Origin of the sequence: Taurinivorans muris (assembly GCF_025232395.1) — a bacterium.
GTDB lineage: Bacteria > Desulfobacterota > Desulfovibrionia > Desulfovibrionales > Desulfovibrionaceae > Taurinivorans > Taurinivorans muris.
Genome location: NZ_CP065938.1, coordinates 1,851,834 through 1,874,223 on the forward strand (window position 1 = coordinate 1,851,834; position 22,390 = coordinate 1,874,223).

The window sequence follows — 22,390 nt, forward strand, 5'->3', positions numbered from 1 at the left end:
AATCAAATTCAGACGGTAACTCCCACAAGATGCACCGGTTTTTAATATCCATAGGATACCATTGAATAATAATCGGTTATCCTTGCGTTTGTGGCCTCTTGTTTCGCTGTTATTTTTGCTAGCATAGGATCTATTACAGCCCATTTTTTATCAGAAATATCATGTCTGCTCATAAATAAAGTTAAATATATATTAAAAATATGTTCAGATGTTATTTAGAGACAGCTCTTAACATAGTTTTTAGCTTTTTTTGAAATAATGGATAAAATAAAAGCGATCAACTTTTTATGGTTGATTGCTTTTGCTTTGGATATTATTTTTATATTTTTAAGTTGAGAATTCATCTGCTAAATGATTGCTTAGTTCAGATAACGACCTGATTAGACCCAAATTACTATATTCAAAGTTCTGTGTTAAACTATCCCACTGCATAAAACCGAGACAATGTTCTTGATGCTTACCATTGACAATGGTTTGAATATTAGAAATATGTGCTTCTGTAGAAAGAATATGAGCTAATCGTGGACTTGCCCCATTATCAATATTGACCAGAAGCCCATATTTTGCTCCTGAAACTAAGCAGTATCCAACAAGTTGCGACCATTCTTTTAGCCCTGCACTATTCATTAGTTTAATTTCTAGAATTAAAATTTCAAATTGCGTTTCATCAGTAATTAAAGCAAAAATATCAAGATTTAGTGGAGGAACTCGATTTGCAAAATTTTGAACGCAGGTACATATATCTGGATGTTCAGAAATAATTTTTAAAAGATTAGTTTTTAATTCTCCAATCCCCCAAAAGACATTAAGCTCTTTATGGCGTTTTGTTCTGAAATTACTTTTAAGCTGTACCTCAATAAAAGTTTGAATTTCTGGATAATATGAAACTTCGTTTCTATTACGTTTACCGGGCATTTCGTAAGTCCTCCTCGGTAATTTGGCGAACAAGTAATTTGTATTCATTGTCTGGTGAATTTGTTACTAATCGTTTGTAAACATTAGGATTTCGAGCTCCAATTAAAGCTCCACGGCCATTCCCCACAATAACCAACGGTGTGAGTAGATCAGGCTTTCTTATTTCAACTAATGAATTTACATCATTTTGTGAATGGCGTTCAACAATTTGCAGATACCCCTTTGGACGCTTGCCAGAAAGTTCATCATTGTTTGCAATGACATAAGCTATCGCTTGAAGAATTTCAGCTATTGGATAACCAGTATTGGCAGTCATGCCATACAACAAAGCAGTCTTATCTTTCTTATACTGATCTATTAAGGTTCTAATATTTATATTAAAAGAAGTGTACTTTCGTTTTGATAACAGAGGATCTGCTTGAATAAGCTCCTCAATCTGAATGTAGTTATCCTTATGTAAAATTGGAAATGGATTAATCAATTCTCCAATATACTTAAACTGCTCTCTAATTTTACAGTATGGGGCGTGTTCGCAGCCCATTACCGTACAAAAATGTCTGAAATGAATGTAATGTCCCCCTCTAATGACTTCTGGCAAACGAGCATCATTTTCAGCTGGATGCACTGTTGATGAAGTGAAGTGCATATCCCTCATCTCACATTTTTCCGCAATATGAGTTTTTCTCTGTAATCTACGATTTTCATTTGATGTTTCTGCTTTGGTTCTAAACGCAAATGCTCCGAACTGAGCATATTGATCCAATAAAATTCGCAGTTTAAAGCCCTTATTCCATTGGGTATAGTATGAATCACTCGTGCAATGGATATTGGGATGATTCCAGTTCACTTGGTCAGGAATACAATTTATGCTATATAACAGCCGACATAAATCACAAACAAAATTAAAGTTGTAGCCTTTAATTTCAAAAGAAATAATTTGGTGTTCATCAGTAAAACGACGTTGAGATTTTGCCATGCTTCCGATTGTATCTGCCAACCCTGCAATAAAGCGGCGCTTAAGATTATCATCAACTAATTCTAATATCACTTGACCAATATTAGCGTTTCCTCGAAGTTCTCCTTCACATGTAATGCCATAATGTGTAAGATCATTTTTTACCGCTGTTGTATCACCTTCGCAAAGAATAGTCCAAGTACCTCCAGGAGTTGTTTCATATTGCACTGAAAGGTCATAAACTGCTCGAAACATTTGCCCCACTTTGCGTAAAATATCTCCAGCAATATCTCCAGCACGCTGTGGATTTTCAAGGTATGACCCCCATTTTTTATATGGCAAACGAATACTAAAAATATCTTCGGCATTTCCGAATATTCCCCCACCTATGATTAATCCTAATAGGTATGCTTTATCTGTATTCATTTTCTTGTTCCTTACATTTTATTTATGGCTTTCTTAAATACTTGCTCCATTATTGTAGAAGCAATATTATATGCCAGCATAACAGGCACCGCATTTCCTATAACTTTATACATTGCGGTAATATTTCGTGCTGTATCTGTTAAAAAGTTAAAATCATCAGGAAAAGTCTGGATACGAGCAACTTCTCGTACTGTAAATCTTCTATTTTCAGTAGGATGTATAATGCCGCAGTTCTCTGGTTGAGCAGATGCCGTCATAGTTCCACAGATTTCATCCCTTGAAAAACGCCGGTAAAAGTTGGGTGAATGGTATTTTTTCATGTTATCTCGAATTTTTTGAAAGCGAGGAGCTAAATGTTCATACGGAACATCCTTCCATGAACCTCCTTCAGGAATAAATCTAACCATGTCCAATGCCTGCGGTGAGAGTGTCCAATCCACATTGTTAGCTACTTTCGATGGAATATCTAAAATATTACGTAACGCCAGTTTTTCTTTCGTTTGTTTTTTGGGAAACTGAAATGTAATGCCTAAATCTTTTCGGATACCTACAAATAAAACTCTTTGCCTATTTTGGGGAACTCCATAATCTGATGCATTTACAAGCTGATAAACAACATTATACCCTATACCGTTCATATTGGATAAATCTTCTACAATAACTTCTGCCAAATTGCGTCCATCAACATATTTAGTCGAGAGCAACCCTTTTACATTTTCAAAGATAATTACTTTGGGCTTCTTTTTTTGAATTATGCGCAAACATTCTTTGTACAACATGCCCCGAGAATCATGAACACCTTTCCGGTTACCAGCATTAGAAAAAGGCTGACATGGAAAACCAGCAGTTAAAATATCACCATCTGGAATTTCATCTTCTCCAATCGATAGTATATCACGTTTATCTATATAACCTATATTCAGTGAATAAATTGCTTGTGCATCAGCGTCAAAATCATTTGCAAATACAATGTCAAATCCTGCTTTTTTAAAACCTAAATCCATACCACCGCAACCTGAAAATAGAGAAATTAGACGAGGATTTTTCGGAGGATTTAGTTCTAATTCTGGGAAAGGTTGTTTATTGTATATAGGGGGCTTTTGACAAGAATTAGACACATATTCGTCAATGTCACATGCACGAATCCGCCAAGTACGGTTACCAAGTTTTGACGCAGGTAAACTACCATTTCCAATCATACGGCGTATAGTTTTTTCAGAAAGCTGTAAATATTGAGCTGTTTGAGAAACAGTTAACAGTTTCGTATCCATAAGTTAATTTCCCCACTCTATTCTTCGTTATTTTATATTTTAATATACGAATCTTCCGATGTCAATAAAATAAGGGAAAATATAGGACATTAATGGACTTTTATGGACACAATAACAATATACGCAATACTAATAAATATTTCTCTATAATTAATTAAATTATTTTATAGTATTCATGAATTCATATATTACGGTTAGAACATCAAGTTTAGAACAAACGAATGATGAGAATAATGAAAGAATAATGTTTGTGCTTGAAGGATGGGAAAGCTTTTCTAACGTAGAATCAAAGATAATTTAATAAATTAATATACATGATTAATAATAGTTTCATATGACTTTAGGCTGAAAAAACTCAAATTAGATTTATCAAAAAGCACACAAATAAAAAATTTTTTTTTAAGTTATTTGATTAATGGGGTATTACATTTTATCCTATTATAAATTATAAATAAAGCAATGCTAATTTGAAAGATATTTTTTACTGGCATTGCTTTATTTATCATGTTTATATCTAACGCTAAGTTCAGAAAACTTTAACAAATGATAGTCTTATAAATCTTCCTCTTCTTCATAGCATTCAAAGGGAAAATTGTCCGTATAATCTCTGAGAGCCCTTCTGATGATTTCAAAACGGGGTGTATAGTATTCTTTTTCAAAATAAATAATTTTGTCGTACAATTCGTTGGGCAGCTGAATTTTGATGCGTATCATTTTACACCTCTTTTAATAATAGTTTTTATAATATTCTAAGGTCATGGGCGGTTCTTCGTCCGTACATTCAATTTTCTTTGGCGTGCAAAAATCACTGTTCAGGCAGTAAAGTTTTTCGGTTTCTTCCAAATGTTCCTCTATGGCCTCGATAATGACTTCTTTTACGGGGATTTTTCTGCACTCTGCAACCTGTTTTAATCGTTCCAATACTTCTGTTTCAATATTGACAATAAGTTGTTTCATGTTCTCCTCGCTTATTTCTTTAGGACGGTTTTGTTTTGTTCGATTTGTTCCTGTTCCGTAAGATAGATTTTTTCCAGTTCTTCAAGGTGCAGGCGTATTGCTTCTTGGATATAAAATGTTTTGCTGCGGTCGGTGCGTTCCGCAAGCCGTTCCAAACGGGCGTGCAGTTCGGGTGTCAGCCTTAATGATGTGGAATATGCTTTTCTTTCTTGGTTGGTTTTGAATCCGCTGTTCATGCTTTACTCCGGTAAGCATTATTGTGTTGCTGTGTATTATAAGTGTATTACATGTAGTACACTTATATGACTATGTCAAGTTAACTTTATGCAGGGAGGAGAGAATAGGTAATTAAGAAATATTGCGTTGCACCGACAGTGCAGAAAATATTGATTACAGAATTGCTTGAACGATGCAGAACAATTTTTTTGATTGAGGATATAAATTTTTTGTGGGGAATAGTGTGGGGAAGATAAACAAAAAGGACTTAGAATTTTCTCTAACTCCTTCAAATTTTTGGCGTCCTCAAGGGGATTTGAACCCCTGTTGACGGCGTGAAAGGCCGCTGTCCTGGGCCGGCTAGACGATGAGGACGTATGCCGTGAAAAGTCTTTTATGTGATATTGCATGCTTTGTCAAATGTTTTTTTTTTTTTTTTTGAGAAAAGGAGATATTTTGATAGAGTTGTTACAGTAGATGGGGTTTTCAACATCAATATTGATATTGATGTTGAAAAGGTCATCCTTATTTGTTTGATGTTACTTAACCTTTTGGCATAACTTTAAAAAGTAATCGCTTGATAGCTTGATGTAATGGAAAAATATTGAACGTTATGATGAAAAAATATAGTCAGACTGATTATTGAACGAACGGATATATTATTGACTTTTTATTGATAAGAAGATAAATAAGTTGAATAAAAATATAAAGAAGTGTTTATGAATATAAATAATCTTATAAAAAAATTTAAAGAAGATGAAAGTATAGCCCGTGTTACCCAAAACAATCTGAGTAATTTTTTAAGTTGCAATGAAGTTGGAATTTCTAAAATAATAGCGTGGCTGCTTGATTCAGAAGAGACGCATGAATTAGGAAATAAATTTTCAAAAGCTTTTATAAAACAGTTAAATAAAAAAGCAAAATTAAGACTAAGCGTTAATGCCTTAAATAAAGCTATTATTGTATGTGAATATCCTATTCGGCACAACAACCAAAATAGGCGACTAGATATTCTTATTACAACTGATGAGCTATGTATTGTTATTGAAAATAAGTTTGGCTGTAAAGAACATAATAATCAATTAAATTGCTATAAAAAATATTTTGAAGATGCGAGAAAGAAAAAACAGGTTTCTTCATATTTTGTGTATTTAGACGTGAATTATGCTGAGAGTGGTGAAGAAAATACTATAAATTCTGATTGGATAGCTCTAAATTACGATTGGATACTTGACTTTTTAAATGAGAATATTCAATCAGTCGCTAAAGAAGCAAAGCCGGTTTTGTCGGAATTTCGCGCAATGATTGAAGCGCATGATCTTTCTGATGATATTGACGAGTTATGCTTAAACCATCATGAGTTGATTGATGAAGTGGAACAGATCAGGCAGGAAAAGGTAACGAATTTTATTTTTAGCAAAAGTTCATTTAACCTTGAATTATTTAAAGTTTATAAAAAATACCAATGGATATTTGATTGGCTTATTTCGCATAATAAGTTTTACCATAATATAACTCTGGCAAATGATGTATGCAATTCAATAAGATATAAGAATACGGTTAAGTATAATATTACAAAAAATACGATTGAATTTACGCATAGAGATACGTATGATTTTGCGGAAGAACAAGATATATATTGGGGAAGTTACATTATATTGAAAACTGTTGAGCATGAGAACAGGTATTCATTAAAACTTTATTTTAATCTTGAACAATGCGATGAAAATAAAAAAGAAGAAATAAAAGAAAAAATTTATGAGTATAGAGAGAAAACAATAGGCTCGACAGCAAAGCGTGTTTTAGTTTTAGAATATGAAGATGTGAGCAAAAGAAGTTTAGCTGATAGATTTGACGAGCTTTTTTCAATACTAAAAAAATTGCAAAAAGTATACGTCATCAAGTAAAAAAAAACAGAAGTTAACAAGCAGTTATTGGCTATTAGTAAGAACATCTCATTCATATTTTTATAGAAAAGCATGCGGGAAAATACCCTGCATGCTTTTTGCAATCCGAATTATTTTTTGCGCTTTTGCTTGGAGTGTTTTTCCTTTGGGTTTTGTTTGGAGTTTTTGGCATTTTTTTCATTTGTAGCGCGCTGTGATTTTGTTTTTTTTGATTGATATTTTTCTGATTTATACTTTTTTGCTTGCCGATTTTTATTTTCATTTTTATTGTTGCGGAAAAGGGTGCTTCTGCCTTTTGCTTTGCGAGGAGTCACGCCCATAAGGATTAAATCAATTTCAAGGCGGGTGATGTCCACAAATTCGATTTGCACGTCTATTTCGTCGCCAAGCCTGTATTCGGCCCCTGTGCGTTCTCCGTAAAGGATTTGTTTGGTTTCGTCATAAACAAAATAGTCGTCGCCCAGTTTTTCCATGCGTATCATGCCTTCAGCCATGTTTTCCCGCATTTCTGCAAACACGCCGAAATTGCTCAATCCGCTGATAACGGCTTTAAAGGTTTTTCCGATGGATTTTTCCAGCATCAAACAAGAAAGCCTGCGGAATACCTCACGTTCAGCCGTTTGGGCGGTGCGTTCCTGCTCGTTGCAACTATCCGCAATATTTTCAAGGTATTCCGGATTGAAAATGGAATGGTTTTTGTCGAAAAGTCCGAGTTCCGCTTTGAGGCTCCTATGGACCATAAGGTCCGCATACCTGCGTATGGGCGAGGTGAAGTGGCAGTAACATTTTGAGGCGAGCCCGAAATGAATGTCCAAAAACGGACTGTAACGCGCCTGCATCATTGCCCGCAAAATCATGCGGTGGGCGAGATAATTATTTTTCGCAATGCTTGCAAGGTGGGTATGTTCATCGGTATCGTCCGTAACGTTTTGTTTGGGATTTTCAAGTTCCGCATTATGTCCGTTCGTATTTTTTTCCGCAATTTTTCTTATGGAGCTCAAACTGTTCAGAATTTGGCTGAGCCATGCGCTTTCGCCTATTTTGTCGGGTGTTTCGGCAGGCAGGATTTCTGCCAAGCTTGTTTGTCCGAAAATAACGGAAAGATTTTGCATGCGTTCAGGCGCAGGAGCGGGGTGGACACGGTAGAGGCAAGCAGCCTTTTTCTTGTGCAGAAATTCGGCGACAGCTTCATTGGCGCTGACCATGAACGCTTCAATAAGCTCATGGGCGAAAAAATGAGGGCGCTTTTCAAGGGCGATCATGGTATCATTTTCGATAACGCATTGTTGTTCCGGAATTTCCAAATTGAGCGAACCTGCTTTATGACGTTTTTTGATAAGAATTTCAGCCAGTTCCTTCGCCTCAAACAGCATGGCGCCGACTTCCTCCGCAATGGCGGGGACTAAAGCGTTATTTCTTCCGGCGTCGTATAATTCCTGCACGGCATTGTATGTAAGGCGAGCCTTGGATTTCATGACGCCTTGTCCGAATTCCGTATTTTTGATTTGCCCGCGGACGCCAAAGCTGATTTTTGCGAACATGACCCTGTGTTCTTCGTCGGGGCGTAAACTGCACAGTCCGTTTGAAAGCGTTTCCGGGAGCATCGGTTCGACAGAATGAGGAAAATAATAAGAATTGCCGCGGTGTTTGGCTTCCTTGTCAAGCTTGGAATAGGGGGTGACGTAGCGCGACACATCGGCAATGGCGACAATAAGATTATAACCTTGGTCCGTTTTTTCAACAAAAACAGCGTCGTCAAAATCGCGGGAATCTTCTCCGTCAATGGTGACAAGACAAATATCCCTTAAATCCGTATCTCCCTCTTCCAAAGGAATACGGAGTGTTCGCCGTTCTTGTTCCGTTTTTAAAAAGCCTTCGGCAAGAGCGATGTTTTCCGCCTCGTTAAGAACGTCGTCAGGAAATTCCGTAGGGATATTGTTGCTGATTTTGGTAATGCTTTCCTGTACGGAAACTTTGTTTTGTCCGCCGAGGAACTTCTGCGGAAAAGCAAGCCAAAGGGGCGTATCAAGACTGGAGGGCAAGCGGTTTTCAATGCGGACTTCCAACAGGTCGCCGTTTTTGAGGATTTGATTGTTCTCTGCCGTGATTTCCTGCAAAAACTTTTCCGTAAGGGGAATGAGCACGGTAAAATTGAAACGGCTGTCCGTCGGTTTTGCAAGATACGCATGTTCGGCAAGATGTTTGATGTGTTTCAATTGCTGCTTATTCGCGTCTTCTTCAAGGCGGACCGTCAGTGCCGTATGGGTCCTTTCCAAAATTCGGGTGACTTTTCCCTCGCGTCTTTTATTGAAAATTCCGTGCGCGTTCGCTTTCGGGCGGGGCATAAGAATGACTTCAACAATATCGCCGTTCCATGCGTCGCCGAGGTTGTGCTCCGGAATATAAATATCTTCTTTGATTTGTGGAAATTCTTCTTTGCTGACAGTGACGAAAGCCGCTCCGGAACGCTGCACCGCCAACCGCCCCTTTAAATGGCTGAGGCTGGCGCTGACGCTGTATGTCCCGCCTCTTTGACGGGTAATTTTTCCCTTTTCCACAAGTTCGTGCAGCAGGGAAAGGACTTCTTTCTTGGAGCGACGGCTTACTTCCGCGCGCCGTAAAATATCGTCAAGCCTAAGCGGGTGGGGAGTTTTTTCCAGAATGGAATAAATGAGTTCGGAGGAAAATTCGGATTGTTTTTTGTTTTTTGAATGTTCCTTTTCCGGATCTTGTCCAAAGTATGTCTTTCTCTTTTTTGATGTTTTTTTCATAATAAATCTCAATTAATTTCCATTGTTAAAATGTGTTAAAATATTTTCGGCGAACCACGTTTCAAAAGTATGGGGTGTGAACGCGCAAGCATGGAATTGTACGGCTGTTGCAGTGCAATATATTTCTTTTCGTGCCAATTCCGGATGCCGTTTTAGTTTTACAGCGTCTTTTTCCGTGCAGATGACAGGCATATCAAGGGCTAAAAGTTTTGCGGCATGTTTTTCCATGTCGGCATGGTCGGTTAAAAATATGCTTTTCGCACAGGCCTGTCCTAAGAAATTTTGTACACTTTCCTGAAATTGGTAAGGATTGCCGATGCCGGCGATGAGGGCGTACTGCCTGATCGGTTTTATTTCTTTATGAAAGAGCGGTTCCAAACGTTCGATATTAAGGTTGAATACAAAAAGCGGTTTATGGTAAGGAGCAAGCTTGACAAGGCAATGCTGTTTGATTTGTTTCCATGCGGAGGGCGGGCATTTCAGAAAGAATGCGCTTGCTCTGTGCAGGGCTTGTTCGGGTTCCCGCCATGAGCCGAGAGGGATAAGAGTGTTCCAGTTGGATTTTGCATACTCCGCTTTCGGGGTGAGGTCGTCTTTATCAAGCAGAACAAAATTTTCTGTACGGTTCAGGGCAAAATGCTGAAATCCGTCATCCATGAGCAGGGCTTGGATATGGGGCAGGTTTTTTTCAGCATACAAGGCGCTTTCTGCACGCTTCGGGTTGATAATGATAGTCGTGAAAGGATTTTTATTAAAAAGCATGCACGGTTCATCGGGAAGCCGACTATCGTTCATAACGGAATTTTTGTCAAGCACAAAAGGGTAATGCGGAAGTTTGACGCCGTAACCGCGGCTCAGCACCGCACAGTCGATATGTTCCTTATGGAAACGTTTCAGCAGATAATCGATGAGCGGACTTTTGCCTGTTCCTCCCCAAGAAATGTTGCCGACGCAGATACAGGGAATTTTCGGGGTATAGGTCTTGAGAATGCCGTGTTTGTAAAGAAAAAAACGCATGCGGGAAATAACGGCGAATAGCCATGAAAAAGGAAGCAAAACCGGTGCGAGAATGATTTGAAGCCTATGTTTTTGTGCCATTTATAAAACCCCGTGCAAATTTTGCAGAAAAGCCAGCTTTTGATTTTTAGGAAGATTTTTTATGGTTATTTCAAGTTTCAATGCCTGGGATTTTTGCATGAGTCCTTGATAGGCAAGAAGAGTGACGGGGCGGCGGCTTTGCGTATATTTCGCACCGCCCTTTCTTATGCCGTTATGCTGCTGGAATCGTCTGATGAGATTTGCGGTGATACCGCAATAAAGGCTCTTGTCACTGCATTCCGCCAAATAAACGTACCAGTTTTGTTCGTGCGCTGTTTTCATCTTTTTCTTTTTTCGTATTTTTTTATTGAAGATACACAAAAAGGACGCAATAGACAATATGCGGAAAAAGTGAAAAACAGGATTGTCCGCGCCGGCAGGAATAAATGCATACATCATATATTTTAATGGGTTAAAAACAGAGAAAAATAGGAATGTGACGCCGGTGGATCGTGAAGAATATAGCAGGTGATTGATAGGGAATAAAACCGGTTGCAGCATATGGATTATGGGAGTGATTCCCTGCAAAAAAAAACGCATGAAAGAGAAATCCGGTTTTGACGGCTGAATTTTTTGTGAAAAAAAGAATAAAAGATATTTTTATGCTAACTAGCTGAATAGACATGATAAGCAGCCATTTTTTTTAGAAAGTGCGGCTTGACGAAAAAATAATTATTATCTACAATAAATCCGTTATTGGCATTTATTTTTAATTTTAACAAATTTCTTATAAGGAGAGTTTTTTGTTAAACAGCAATTAAGAATAAATTCAATAATAAGTGCATAATTGCGCTTGTAGTGTTGATTTGGTTTTGAGTTGGAGGATTTTAATGAAAGATAACCAATGTCATGGGGAGATAAGAACCCAGCTTGAGAAAAACCTCAGCCCGCTGGAAGTGACGGCTTTGGCTCTTGGTGCCATTGTCGGCTGGGGGTGTTTTGTTCTTCCTGGTATTCGATTCTTGCCTGAAGCGGGTCCGTTCGGAGCTGTTCTCGGCTTTTTGATTGGGGCTGTATTCCAATGTATTGTCGCACTGAATTATAGTGTGCTGATTCGTCCTTATCCTGTCGCCGGCGGCGCTTTTGCCTATGCGTATGCCGGTTTTGGCTCCAAAGGCGCATTTATTTGCGGGTGGGCGTTAGTTTTAAGCTATGTATGTGTTATTGCTGCGAATGCGACCGCACTTATCTTGCTTACCCGGTATTTGCTGCCCGGCGTACTTGATGTGGGACACTTGTATTCCATTGCCGATTGGGAAGTCAATGCGGGCGAAGTCGGCTTCGTTTCCGCAATTTTGCTCCTTTTGGGGTATATGAACTATAAAGGCGTAAGTGCGGCTTCCGCAGTGCAGGTATTTTTAGCCATTGCTTTGACACTTGGTATTTTGGTGCTTGCCGGCGGAACTGCCATATCCGAGACAGCAAGTTTCGACAACTTGAAACCGTTTTTCAATGAAAACCGCGGCGTTTTTGCAAGCATATTAATGGTTCTTGCCCTGACTCCTTGGCTTTTTGTCGGGTTTGACACCATTCCGCAGACCGCCGAAGAATTTAATTTTTCTCCTCATAAAGCTCGTGACCTTATGATAATTTCCATTGTCGTGGGTGCCGTTTTATATTCCGCCATGGTGCTTGCCGTTGCGGGATATATGCCTTATCCGGAACTGCTGGCGCGTAAATTCGCATGGGACGCAGGCTGGATTGCGGACCAAGTTTTCGGACGTTTCGGCGGAATTGCCCTTTGTATTCCTGTGCTTGCCGCCATTTTGTCCGGCATGAACGGATTTTTCATGGCAAGCACGCGTTTGCTGTTCAGTATGGGACGAAGCAAATTCCTGCCCGATTGGTTTGCGGAACTTCATCCGTGTTACGGCACTCCATGGAAAAGCACTCTCTTTATCTTGATTTTCACGCTTATTTGCCCTTGGTTCGGCAGGGAAGCTTTGCTTTGGATTGTTGATATGTCCGCCATCGGTACGGCGCTCGCTTATCTTTTCACCTGTATGTGCGCATATAAGTATTTGGAACAGCATCCGGAAATAGCCCGGGCTGCCGTAGGTAAAATCTTAGCGGTCATTGGCTGCATGACTTCCATTATCTGTTTTATTTTGCTTATTTATCCAAGTTCTCCCGCAAGTATCGGCATTCCTTCCTGGTGCTGCCTTTTCTCATGGGTTATTTTGGGCGGCCTGTTTTATTCCACGAAGCATGCCGAACTTTCTGCAACTCCTCATTCCCGTTTGCGTTATTTGCTTTTCGGCAAGTCTGACTATCATGTTTTGTTTGATATCGATGAAGATGAAGAACGGGCGAAAGAAGAAGCGTATTCAAATTAGTTTCATACATAAAAGAGGTTATTATGAGAATAAGATTTTGGTTGAAAACAGTTGTTGTCGCTGTATGTGTTTTAGGTTTGACCATGCCTGCATTTGCTAAAAAAAGCGCCCAAAAAGACAATTTGGTCGATGTGAAAACCGCTTGGGTCACAGGACAGGAATCTTTCCCGGTTTGGCTCGCCAAAAAACAAGGCTGGGATAAAGAAAAAGGCATGAACATCATTACGACTGTTTATGGTTCCGGCAATGAAGCATTGGAAGATTTTTCTGTGAACAACTGGGCGATCGGCGGTCTTGGCGCCATTCCTACCTTGAGAGGCGCTAAAGACGGCAATATGCTCGTTATCGCCCTTGCCAATGACGAATCAGATGCCAATGCTGTCATGGTTCGCCCCGGAAGCCCTATTTTGAACAAGAAAGGTGTGGCAAGCTCTTATCCCAACGTATACGGTTCTGCCGTGGATATCCGCAGAAAATCATTCATCGTCACCCCTCTCAGTTCCTCCCATTACACGTTGATTAAATATCTCGAAGTTCTTGGCGTAAGCCCGAGGGAAGTCGATGTCAAATTTATCGACCAAGCGCTCGGACTGCTGAGCTTTGAACATGCGAAAGCCGATGCTGCTGTTTTTTGGGCTCCATATACGTTCATGGCAAGCGGAAAAGGCTATGTGACGGCAAGCACGGCTTATGATGTCAACGCGCGTTTGCCGATTTTCATTGTTGTAAACAAAGCCTATGCGGAACAGTATCCTGAAATCACAAAAAATTTCCTGGCAATCTATATGCGCGGCATCCATTGGCTTTTGAACGCTCCCCGTGCCGATGTCGTGAAAGAAATGCAAACATATTACAAAGACGTTTTCGGACTTGATTATTCTGAAACCATGCTTGATTTGAATTTCAACGTCTTCAAGCTCTTTAATTTGGCTAAACAAAAAGAATTGTTCGCAGCCGGCGAAAATGGCGTGAGCAAGGTTCAGGCATGGCAGGAAAGCATTGCGCAGTTCGTGCTTAATTACGGTTCCGTGCACAAGAGTTTAGAAAAGAATATTATCGGCAGCAAATATGTTGTTCCTACCTTTATCAATATGATTGAAGAAAGTGATTTGAAATAGGATAATCGGTGAAACTATGCGTGTTTTAGGTACAGTTATTCTCGGTTTGATAATACTTTGCGTCGAAGTTTATCTTGGCGTGCAAAGTTTTTATCCTCAAGCGCTGCAGCAGGAACAAGCCGATGTTGTGCAAAGTATTCTTGAAAATAAGAAAACTATTGTTGATGAGCTTTCAGAACAGGAGCTTGCTTGGCTTGCGCAAAACAAAGTGATTCAGGTTGGGGTTGACGCGAACTTCTATCCTTTGGAAACCTTTAACGAACGTGGGCAATACACCGGTATCGGCGGTGATTATCTGCGTTTGCTTTCTTCCATGACAGGAATGGATTTTGCTGTGCAGCGTCAGCAAGACTGGGCGACGGTTGAAGAACTTGCCCAATTGAAACGTATTGACCTTTTTATGGCGCTTGCGAAAACCGAACGCCGTGAAGAGTATTTGTCGTTTGCCGAACCGTATGTGAATTTGCCCGGCATGATCATGGTGCCTCGGACAAATACCGCGAGCAATCTGACTTTGGACGATCTGAAAGGCAAAAAGCTCGCTGTTGTGAAGAATTATTACTGGGATGACTATGTCGCCGCAAATTATCCCGATATTGTTCTTGTTCCGGCGCGCGATACGATCAGCGCCATGCAGATGGTCACAAACGGCGAAGCTGATGCCGTGATTGACTATGAATTTAACCTGAATGAAAAAATTCAGGTCGCAGGTATTTATCAGCTGCACACTGTCGGACAAATTCCGTCTGAATTCGGGCACAGCGTTGCCGTGCGCACTGATTTGCCGGAGTTGTTTTCAATTGTGGACAAGGCTCTTGCACAAATCACTCCCGAAGAACGGAAAAGCATTGCGGACAGTTGGCTGAATAAGGCGAAACCCGCAGGGAACGAACGCCGTTTGCAATGGTATTTCTTCTTCTTTACGCAAGCTGTTTTGCTGATACTTCTCCTGATAAGCTTCGTTAAGAGTTTGGCAAGAAAAGCCGCTATCGCAAAGGCTAAAGAAATACGTGCCCATATGGCATAGTCTTCCGTATTTTAAAAAGTCCTGCTTCGGCAGGGCTTTTTTTTAATTTAAATTGACAATATCAAGATATCCTTATATACTATATTGCATATGATGAAAGGAGCAGGTTATGCATATTGGAGAATTGATAAAAAAGCAAGAGAAACCGTTTTTTTCCGTTGAATTTTTTCCGCCTAAAGAAAAGGAAAAATGGAATGATTTTTTTCAGGTTGTGGAAAAGATAAAAGCAATCAATCCGTTATTTGCTTCTGTTACCTGCGGTGCAGGAGGTTCGGGGCAAGATAATACCGTTGAAATCGCAAGCGCCATTAAAAACAATCACGGCATTGAGTGTATGGCGCACTGCACATGCGTACGTTCCGATAAAGCAAAGATTGATGAATATTTAAGTGAACTCCGTCATGCGAATATTGAAAATATTTTGGCACTGCGCGGAGATAAGCCGAAAAATGCGGAAGGGCTTGTCGATGAATCGCTCATGAGCCATGATTTTAAATTTGCTTCCGATTTGGTCGGGTATGTAAGAGAGCGGCATAAGGATTTTGATGTTGCCGTTGCCGCTTATCCTGCTCCGCACCCGGAATCAAAAACATTTTCAGAAGACAGAAAATTTTTAATTGAAAAAATACGCAAAGGGGCGAATTTCGGTATTACGCAGCTTTTTTTTGATAGCCGTGAATACCTTGATTTGCAGGAACGTCTGAAAAAAGAAGGAATTGCGGATTGTCCGATTATTCCGGGCATTCTTCCCATTCAAAGCCTTGCTTCGATTAAGCATACGCTTTCCTTATGCGGCGCGAATATTCCGGGGAAATTCTTTTTGGCTTTGGAAAAAGCCTATGACGAAGGTGGCAACGAGAAAGTGAAAGAACTCGGTTTGAAATACGCTGTCGACCAAATCCGCATTCTTTTGGACAGCGGCGCGAAAGGTATTCATTTATACAGTCTGAACAAAGCGGAGCTTTGCCTGCAATTGGTGGACATGATATAATACGGTGTAAAACCGTATATAAAAAGAGCCGTGTATTCAAATAAATGGCTCTTTTTTTGTCGCTTCAGCATAAAAATATCTGTCGGAGCATTTCCATTTGAGATGAGGAATTTTTTATGCGGGGTAAAAACTTTTATCTCTGCTGCCGCTGTCCGTAAAGCTTGCAAGTTTGCTGACAGCTGAAGCAAGAACTTTCTTCCACTGCGCTCCTTTGCAACACGTTATAATAATTTCCTATATCCCTTTAACATCACATAGCATTATGAATATCATGCGGAAATGCTGCGTGCAGGCGGAATGAAAAAATTTCGATACGAGATTGTTCTTCTTTGGTATTTTTGTCAGTCAAAACCAAAGGGCGGCAGTCGGCGCTTTCTTCATTAAGAATACCGCGGAAAAAGTATCGGGTGTTTTTGCGGACAAACAGGATAAAAACAGTCGAAGGTTAACGTATCCGTATTCATGGGTAGTTGATAACCATGAAAATTTAAAAAATATCAATACGGAAACAGGTTTTTTTGCGCAGACCCTATTGGGGTGATACGGTAAACCGAAATAACGGAAGTAATAAAAGCGCATAGGTAAAATCAACGAAATGGATACAGGAGAGTATTCGCCCAAATAGTACGGTCTGTTTGCGGAAGCTGGGGATATGCAGGCAAAGACAAACTATTTTCAGCTGGAAGCGGTTTGCGGATAAAATGCATTGGGCGGACGCATTCGTATTTTGACATGCAAAGCGCTGTCATATAGGGCAGGAGAAAATCTGCCCGTTTAGCGGATTGTCTTCATTTCAATACGAATATCACAATTCCTGTACATTCATGATACTTGCTTCAAAAAGAAGCGGATTGATTTTTCCAAGCCGCACAAGCACCTCTTGCCCAAGCAGTGCTTTATCCCCGAAAAGCTGTCTTTTCGCGCGCACAAGAATTTGTTCACGCGTCAGGCTTACGGTCACATACATATCATTTTCATCAGAAATAATGCCATGGAAAGAGCAATTTTCACCTTGGCGCTTTGCCTCTTGCTGTATGAATACAAAACGCCAATAACGGGGTCTGCTGCGTTGGACCTGACTTGCAAGCCCGTTATGAATATTGAAATTCATAAGCATGTTTTCCATTTCTTCTTTATTGAAAAGAGGTTCTTGGAAAAAGGTGAAATGCATGATTTGCGCCTGATTCACCAAATCGGCATAACGGCGCAGGGGAGAAGTGACAGGACTGTATGCTTTCAATCCCAAGCCAGTATGGGGTTTCGCCTCGATTTCCGTAAGGGCGGGGCTGAGCAGACGGGCGATTTTGGCTATCTCTTCTGGCTTTTTCCAAATTCCTGCCATTTCTTTTGGAATACCGATGTGCTGTGTCCTGAAAAACAACGGAATTTCATGGGAAACCGCAAAATCGGCGGCAATGGAATTGGCGATGACCATGAGTTCGGAAACAATAAGCTGCGCCTTGGGGCTTTGTGGCATCGGTTCCAGATGAACCTGCGTTTTGCTGCCGGTTCCTTCAAGGTATAAATCGTATTCGTCACGTTCGATGATGACAGCCCCGTTTTCAATACGTTTTTGCATATGCGCTTCTGCAAAAAGATAGGCTTTTTCAAGCAGAGCGCCGTATTTTCGCGCTTTGGCAAGAGCGTTTTCATCGGGAGCATACCGTTCTTCGTTCACAGGATAATGGCAGGAAGACTGCCGCACTGTTTCCTTTGCTTCTTCTATTTGGGAAATAGTTTCAGACAACACGGCTTCGCAGGCAGAATATTGCAGGTTATCACAAACGTGCACACGGGAAAAAGAAATGCCGCAGTCGATAAGTTCGTTTTCGGCATTGAAAACAGCCTTAATCAGCATGGAGGGCTTGATTTGATTTTCAACCAGACTAAAGGAATTGGTGGAGAGCTCCTCCGGGAGCATGTGCAGATTTTTTTCTGGAAGATAAATGCTTGTACAGCGTTTTGCAATGATTTTATCAAAATCGCTTTGAAACTGCCAGAAAAAAGCGGGACAGGCGAGACTGATATGGATTTCTTTTGTTTGGTCCGCATGTTCTTCAAAAGAAAACGCATCGTCAATATCTTTTGTGCTTGCGCTGTCGATACTGATAAATTCCTTTTGCGCTATTGAAGAAAAAATACCGCAAAGTTCCTGCTTTTTGTCCAGAGAACAGTGCAGGGCGTTTTTATATCGGCTTTGTTCCCGAGGCAAGGGCAAAGGATTGAAATTTTCCTTTTCTGAAAGCTTTTTCGCAAGTTCCTGAATTGCGGCGAGCTCATCGGCAAAGGGAAGAGCGAAGTTATCGGTTTCGTCATAATCGATTTTGCTCAGCCAAAAATTATAATGCTCCGGAACAAGCTTCCATGTTACGGCAAGATAATAGGCGAGATAGGTTTCATCGGGAATTTGTTTGGTAACTTGTTTCCACAAAAGGTTTTCTTCATGGCTTTCCGTTTCCGCCATATGCTTGAGCAAAAGCCCTTTCAGCGTGGCTGCGACCGGTTCGGGCGGTTCTTTCGCCTTGTCCTTATCCGTGACATGCTGATGTTTGCAATATAAATCCCAAAGGTGTTTAAACCAGTCAGCCCCTCCGGAAACAAGCGCTGTTTTTTCTTTTTGCTGTTTTTCGGCAAGCAGTTTCGCTTCGGCTGTTTCTTGGCTGTAAACTTCAAAAAGCGGGTTTTGGAATTTAAAGTAATTTTTGCATTCCAAAAGGGCGTGGGCGTATCCTGCCACAATATCGGGATTGATATTGTTTTCCATGAGACCTGCAAAAAAATCCGCACTTTCTTCCGTCACTTCGCCTTGTGTCATTTTCCAAAGTTCGGCGATGTCGATATTTTCTTTGGTCTTTTGCCGAAGTTCCTTATGCGCGATTAAGCCGGAAACAATATCCTCTTTGGCTGTGGCTTGAATGATTGGACCAATCCATGGCAAAAGGCGGGATTGCGTTAAATTTATTTCACGCCTGTTGGCAAGCAGTAAACGGATTTTTCCTCCCTGCTCATCTAACACACAGCCGAGTGTGGGGGTGTTGTCCTGCATAAATTCAACAAGCAATCCGACTTTGATGGGCATATGTTTCCTTGTTCAAAAGGCGGGAAACCGCCTTCCTGTTTATTATCAGTGTTTGAAAGAACGCTGGCCGGTAAAGAGCATGGCGATGTTTTTTTCGTTGCAGGCTTCAATCACTTCAAAATCACGCAAAGAGCCTCCGGGCTGCGCAATGGCGCTTATGCCTTGGGCGGCAGCCGTATCGACTCCGTCACGGAACGGGAAAAATCCGTCAGAAACCATGCGGGTGCCGATGAGTCCGCCTTTTTTTTCGGCGGTTTCCGCCATTACCTCGTCGAGTTCTTCTTTGGCTTTTTTGTCCTTCAGGGCTAAGAGCTGCCATTCGTAAAGAGATTTTTGGTGACGGTGGTAAATAATGGAATCGGCAAATTTCGTATAGGCTTTATGCACGGTAAGTTCCACACAGCCGACTCTGTCCTGTTCGCCGGTGCCGATACCGACTGTTGTTCCGTCTTTTACAAAAATAACGGAGTTGGAAGTGACCCCCGCTTCAACCGCCCAAGCAAAAAGCAAATCTTCCACTTCTTCGGGGCTTGCCGTTCTGGTCGCATAGGATTTGCCTTCTTTATCCATGGCGGTTGCGGGAATGAAATCTTGGGCGGTGCGGATACGGTTGACAAACGATTGCTGTAAAATCAAGCCTCCGTCCATCAGGCTTTTAATATCGAGAAAAGGAATACCGCAGTATTCTTCAAGGCGTCCAAGCTGCGGCAATTCCATAATGCGCAGATTTTTACGGGCTTTTAAAATATCCACGGCGCCTTCTTCAAAGCTTGGAGCGGCGACCACTTCAAAATATTGGGAAGAAATAAGTTCTGCCGTCGCTTTGTCCAAAGCGCGGTTGACAACGACAGCGCCGCCGAAAGCGGCTATTCTGTCCGCCCAGAATGCTTTGTGCATCGCTTCTTCAAGGCTGCTTTGCCATGCCGTTCCGCAAGGGTTGTTATGCTTTAAAATAGTGGCTGCCGGTTTTTTTGTGAGGTATTGCAAGATATTGGCGGCATTGTCCACATCGGTAAGATTGGTTTTTCCGGGGTGTTTCCCTGCCTGAATCATTTGTTTTTCCGTAAGCATTGAAGAAATGCCGCTTTTTGCTGAACGCCATTTTTTATTGCCCAGCGCAAGCTTTCCGCTTTCCATTGCGTAAAGGGCTGCCGGTTGGTCCGGATTTTCGCCATAACGAAGCCCCCGAATTTCTCCGTCCATATTCCATGTGCGTTTTTTGTAGCAAATTTCATGTTCGCCTAAGGAAATTTTTAATGTTTCGGGAAATTCATCAGCCACGATTTGGCTGTACATTTTTTTTAAATCGCTCATGTTTTTTCCTATTCGTTTACAGAGCCGATATCGGCTTTAATGGCATTGACAGGGCAAAGTTTTATACAGCGTGTGCAGACGACGCATTTGTCCACATCAAACGCCAAATGGCGGTTTTTATCCATATATAAAGCGGCGGTGGGGCAAATTGCCGTGCAGGCTCCGCATTCAATGCATATTTTTTCGTCACGGATAATGCTTTGGGCTAGGTCCGAAACATGAATGCCTTGCTCTTCAAGGTATTTTTTTGCTTGGTTCGCCTGCTCTCTTGAGCAAAGAAGCTCCAAAATCAGATAGCCTTCGCGGCCGCTGGAAATTTGGGCTTTGGAAATATTGAAATCCAAATCGAATTTTCGGGTTAAATTGCAAACGATAGGTTCCGTGCTGATATTTTCAGGAAAGCGGAGATGAATGTTGTAGCCCATGATCAGTCCTTAATTCGTCCTTACAGGTTTTTTAAAATTGTTTGTGCCCGTTTCGCTTCCGCAGCTTTCGGATAAATGGTGATAAGCTCATTGAGGCGTTGTTTGGCGGCATCGTTTTTCTTTAATTCCATAAAACTCATCGCCTGTTTCAAATAACAGGCAGGAGCCTTGCTGCTGTTGGGAAATTGGGAAATGACTTTTTCGTAAGCAAGCGCCGCCCCGGCATAGTTTTTCAGTTGATATTGACATTCCCCTTGCCAAAACCACGCATTGGAAACGAGTTTATGATCAGGATAAACAGTGGTGAAATCTTTAAACGCGTTCAGTCCCTTTTGATAATCACGGCTATTGAAGCTGTTGATACCGTTATCATAGAGAGCCTGCGCTGTATCTGCGTTCTTTGCGGGGGCATTGGGCTGCGCGGCGGCTGTGTTTTGTTGGGTTTGGGTTGACGGACTTGGTGTCGTGATCATCGCCGTGTTATTGCTTTCAGTCGGCACGGAGGTTTGACTTTGCATGTCCGCCGGACTGTCCAGCTGCAAATCCATGGCGAGCTGTGTTTCAATCAAACGCAAGGCTCTGTCATGGCGTGCGATAATATTGCCAAGCTGGGCTGTTCCGCCCAAATGTGCCGTGCTATTTTGCAGGTTGTCGAGCGAACCGCGGAGCGCCGCCATTTCCCTGTGCAAGGCTTGAATTTGTGACCAACTGTCCGCCTGAGCGGGCTGTACATTGGAAACTTGCGCCTGAAGCTGGCGGATAGCTCTTGTGTTCTCGTTGACTGCATATTGAAGATTATTGCTGCCGGCTGTGCAGGCGCTGCCAAGGAGCAGCACAGGTACTAAAAGAGCGAGGTAAGATTTTTTCATATATTGAACTCCTTAGGTATTAATAGGTTTACTGCGTTTCATTCCGAAAACAAGATATGAAATTCCTCCTAAAACCGGGAGGAAAATTCCTGCCAAAACCCAAAGTACGCGTTCCTTTTCAGTTGGGAACTCATGTTTCATCGCATGCCATATGGCCCAGAGGTTGAGTATGGCGGGCAACATCAAAAGAAAAAACGTGAAACCGGAAACATCAGAAAAAAACATATGCTACCTATCGGGGCTTTTGTAAAAAATGTATGCTACAAGAAACGTTCCGAAGCAAATGGCTATATCGGCGATGTTGAAAACGGGCCAATGCCATTCCTTGTAATAAAGGTCTATGAAGTCAATAACATAACGCAAGCGCACCCTGTCGATGAAATTTCCGGCGGCTCCGCCGAGAATGCAGGCGAAGCCGAAGCTGAGAATTTTTGAATACGGCATTTTACGCATAAAATGCAGAATAATCCCAAGGGCTGCCATGGTTACGAAAACAAAGAACCAAAATTGCCAGCTTGATTCGGGATTATTCAAAAAACCGAAAGCCGCGCCGTAGTTCCTGACGTGCACGATGTTAAAGAACGGAATAACGGCAAAGCCGTCATAAAGGGGAATATTGCGGACAATGGCGGCTTTGCTGGCTTGGTCTGCAATAATCCAAAGAACAGCAAAAATAATCAGAATGGGATATCTATTATCTTTAACCATTTTTCCC

General features: G+C 41.2%; 20 protein-coding genes and 1 tRNA gene. 5 read left to right on the plus strand and 16 right to left on the minus strand.

Features of this window, described 5'->3' with window-relative positions; translation table 11 throughout:
- Positions 1-327: 327 nt before the first annotated feature.
- From JBF11_RS08640 to JBF11_RS08670, 7 genes are all read right to left on the minus strand, one after another.
- Positions 328-915, minus strand: a complete 588-nt coding sequence (locus JBF11_RS08640) for a hypothetical protein (RefSeq protein WP_334315076.1) — start codon at positions 913-915, stop codon at positions 328-330.
- Positions 905-2,296 (minus strand): hypothetical protein, encoded by a 1,392-nt coding sequence (locus JBF11_RS08645; RefSeq protein ID WP_334315077.1) that lies wholly within the window; start codon positions 2,294-2,296, stop codon positions 905-907. Before JBF11_RS08645 ends, JBF11_RS08640 begins: the two co-directional genes overlap by 11 nt.
- Positions 2,297-2,307: 11 nt before the next feature.
- Positions 2,308-3,567, minus strand: coding sequence for a DNA cytosine methyltransferase (locus JBF11_RS08650; protein WP_334315078.1), 1,260 nt, complete (start codon positions 3,565-3,567; stop codon positions 2,308-2,310).
- Positions 3,568-4,119: 552 nt separating this feature from the next.
- Positions 4,120-4,281: a hypothetical protein gene (locus tag JBF11_RS08655; protein WP_334315079.1), complete on the minus strand. Its 162-nt coding sequence runs from the start codon at positions 4,279-4,281 to the stop codon at positions 4,120-4,122.
- 12 nt (positions 4,282-4,293) lie between these two features.
- Positions 4,294-4,524, minus strand: a complete 231-nt coding sequence (locus JBF11_RS08660) for a hypothetical protein (RefSeq protein WP_334315080.1) — start codon at positions 4,522-4,524, stop codon at positions 4,294-4,296.
- 11 nt (positions 4,525-4,535) lie between these two features.
- Positions 4,536-4,760: a type II toxin-antitoxin system RelB family antitoxin gene (relB, locus tag JBF11_RS08665; protein WP_334315081.1), complete on the minus strand. Its 225-nt coding sequence runs from the start codon at positions 4,758-4,760 to the stop codon at positions 4,536-4,538.
- Positions 4,761-5,038: 278 nt separating this feature from the next.
- Positions 5,039-5,115: transfer RNA gene (locus tag JBF11_RS08670), tRNA-Glu, on the minus strand.
- Positions 5,116-5,459: 344 nt separating this feature from the next.
- Here JBF11_RS08670 and JBF11_RS08675 point away from each other — a divergent pair.
- Positions 5,460-6,647, plus strand: a complete 1,188-nt coding sequence (locus tag JBF11_RS08675; protein ID WP_334315082.1) for a PDDEXK-like family protein — start codon at positions 5,460-5,462, stop codon at positions 6,645-6,647.
- 110 nt (positions 6,648-6,757) lie between these two features.
- Here the strand turns inward: JBF11_RS08675 and JBF11_RS08680 are convergent, their stop codons facing one another.
- Genes JBF11_RS08680 through JBF11_RS08690 form a run of 3 tightly spaced genes read right to left on the minus strand, consistent with a single transcriptional unit; the run spans position 6,758 to position 10,798 of the window.
- Complete coding sequence (locus JBF11_RS08680; RefSeq protein ID WP_334315083.1) at positions 6,758-9,418, minus strand: ribonuclease R family protein; 2,661 nt, start codon at positions 9,416-9,418, stop codon at positions 6,758-6,760.
- Positions 9,419-9,430: 12 nt separating this feature from the next.
- Entirely contained in the window at positions 9,431-10,516 is a 1,086-nt protein-coding gene (gene lpxK, locus JBF11_RS08685; protein WP_334315084.1) for a tetraacyldisaccharide 4'-kinase, read from the minus strand.
- Positions 10,517-10,798, minus strand: coding sequence for a GIY-YIG nuclease family protein (locus JBF11_RS08690; protein ID WP_334315085.1), 282 nt, complete (start codon positions 10,796-10,798; stop codon positions 10,517-10,519).
- Positions 10,799-11,346: 548 nt separating this feature from the next.
- Here JBF11_RS08690 and JBF11_RS08695 point away from each other — a divergent pair.
- The 4 genes from JBF11_RS08695 to JBF11_RS08710 all read left to right on the plus strand — a co-directional run bounded on the left by JBF11_RS08695 (position 11,347) and on the right by JBF11_RS08710 (position 15,988).
- Positions 11,347-12,852 (plus strand): APC family permease, encoded by a 1,506-nt coding sequence (locus tag JBF11_RS08695; RefSeq protein ID WP_334315086.1) that lies wholly within the window; start codon positions 11,347-11,349, stop codon positions 12,850-12,852.
- A 23-nt stretch (positions 12,853-12,875) separates the two neighbouring features.
- Positions 12,876-13,970, plus strand: coding sequence for an ABC transporter substrate-binding protein (locus JBF11_RS08700; RefSeq protein ID WP_334315087.1), 1,095 nt, complete (start codon positions 12,876-12,878; stop codon positions 13,968-13,970).
- Between the two features lie 16 nt (positions 13,971-13,986).
- Positions 13,987-14,997, plus strand: coding sequence for a transporter substrate-binding domain-containing protein (locus JBF11_RS08705; RefSeq protein WP_334315088.1), 1,011 nt, complete (start codon positions 13,987-13,989; stop codon positions 14,995-14,997).
- A 109-nt stretch (positions 14,998-15,106) separates the two neighbouring features.
- Positions 15,107-15,988 (plus strand): methylenetetrahydrofolate reductase, encoded by an 882-nt coding sequence (locus JBF11_RS08710; RefSeq protein WP_334315089.1) that lies wholly within the window; start codon positions 15,107-15,109, stop codon positions 15,986-15,988.
- An 805-nt stretch (positions 15,989-16,793) separates the two neighbouring features.
- Here the strand turns inward: JBF11_RS08710 and JBF11_RS08715 are convergent.
- From JBF11_RS08715 to lspA, 6 genes are read right to left on the minus strand one after another with little or no spacing between them, the layout of a single operon-like run.
- Positions 16,794-19,067, minus strand: a complete 2,274-nt coding sequence (locus JBF11_RS08715; RefSeq protein WP_334315090.1) for a ribonuclease catalytic domain-containing protein — start codon at positions 19,065-19,067, stop codon at positions 16,794-16,796.
- A 45-nt stretch (positions 19,068-19,112) separates the two neighbouring features.
- Positions 19,113-20,381 carry an IMP cyclohydrolase gene (locus JBF11_RS08720; RefSeq protein ID WP_334315091.1) on the minus strand — a complete coding sequence of 423 codons (1,269 nt, stop codon included), beginning with the start codon at positions 20,379-20,381 and terminating at the stop codon, positions 19,113-19,115.
- Between the two features lie 8 nt (positions 20,382-20,389).
- Positions 20,390-20,806, minus strand: coding sequence for an NIL domain-containing protein (locus tag JBF11_RS08725; protein ID WP_334315092.1), 417 nt, complete (start codon positions 20,804-20,806; stop codon positions 20,390-20,392).
- Positions 20,807-20,826: 20 nt separating this feature from the next.
- Complete coding sequence (ybgF, locus tag JBF11_RS08730) at positions 20,827-21,675, minus strand: tol-pal system protein YbgF (protein ID WP_334315093.1); 849 nt, start codon at positions 21,673-21,675, stop codon at positions 20,827-20,829.
- A gap of 12 nt (positions 21,676-21,687) precedes the next feature.
- Positions 21,688-21,900, minus strand: a complete 213-nt coding sequence (locus tag JBF11_RS08735) for a PLDc N-terminal domain-containing protein (RefSeq protein WP_334315094.1) — start codon at positions 21,898-21,900, stop codon at positions 21,688-21,690.
- A 3-nt stretch (positions 21,901-21,903) separates the two neighbouring features.
- Complete coding sequence (gene lspA, locus JBF11_RS08740; protein ID WP_334315095.1) at positions 21,904-22,383, minus strand: signal peptidase II; 480 nt, start codon at positions 22,381-22,383, stop codon at positions 21,904-21,906.
- Positions 22,384-22,390: the final 7 nt, after the last annotated feature.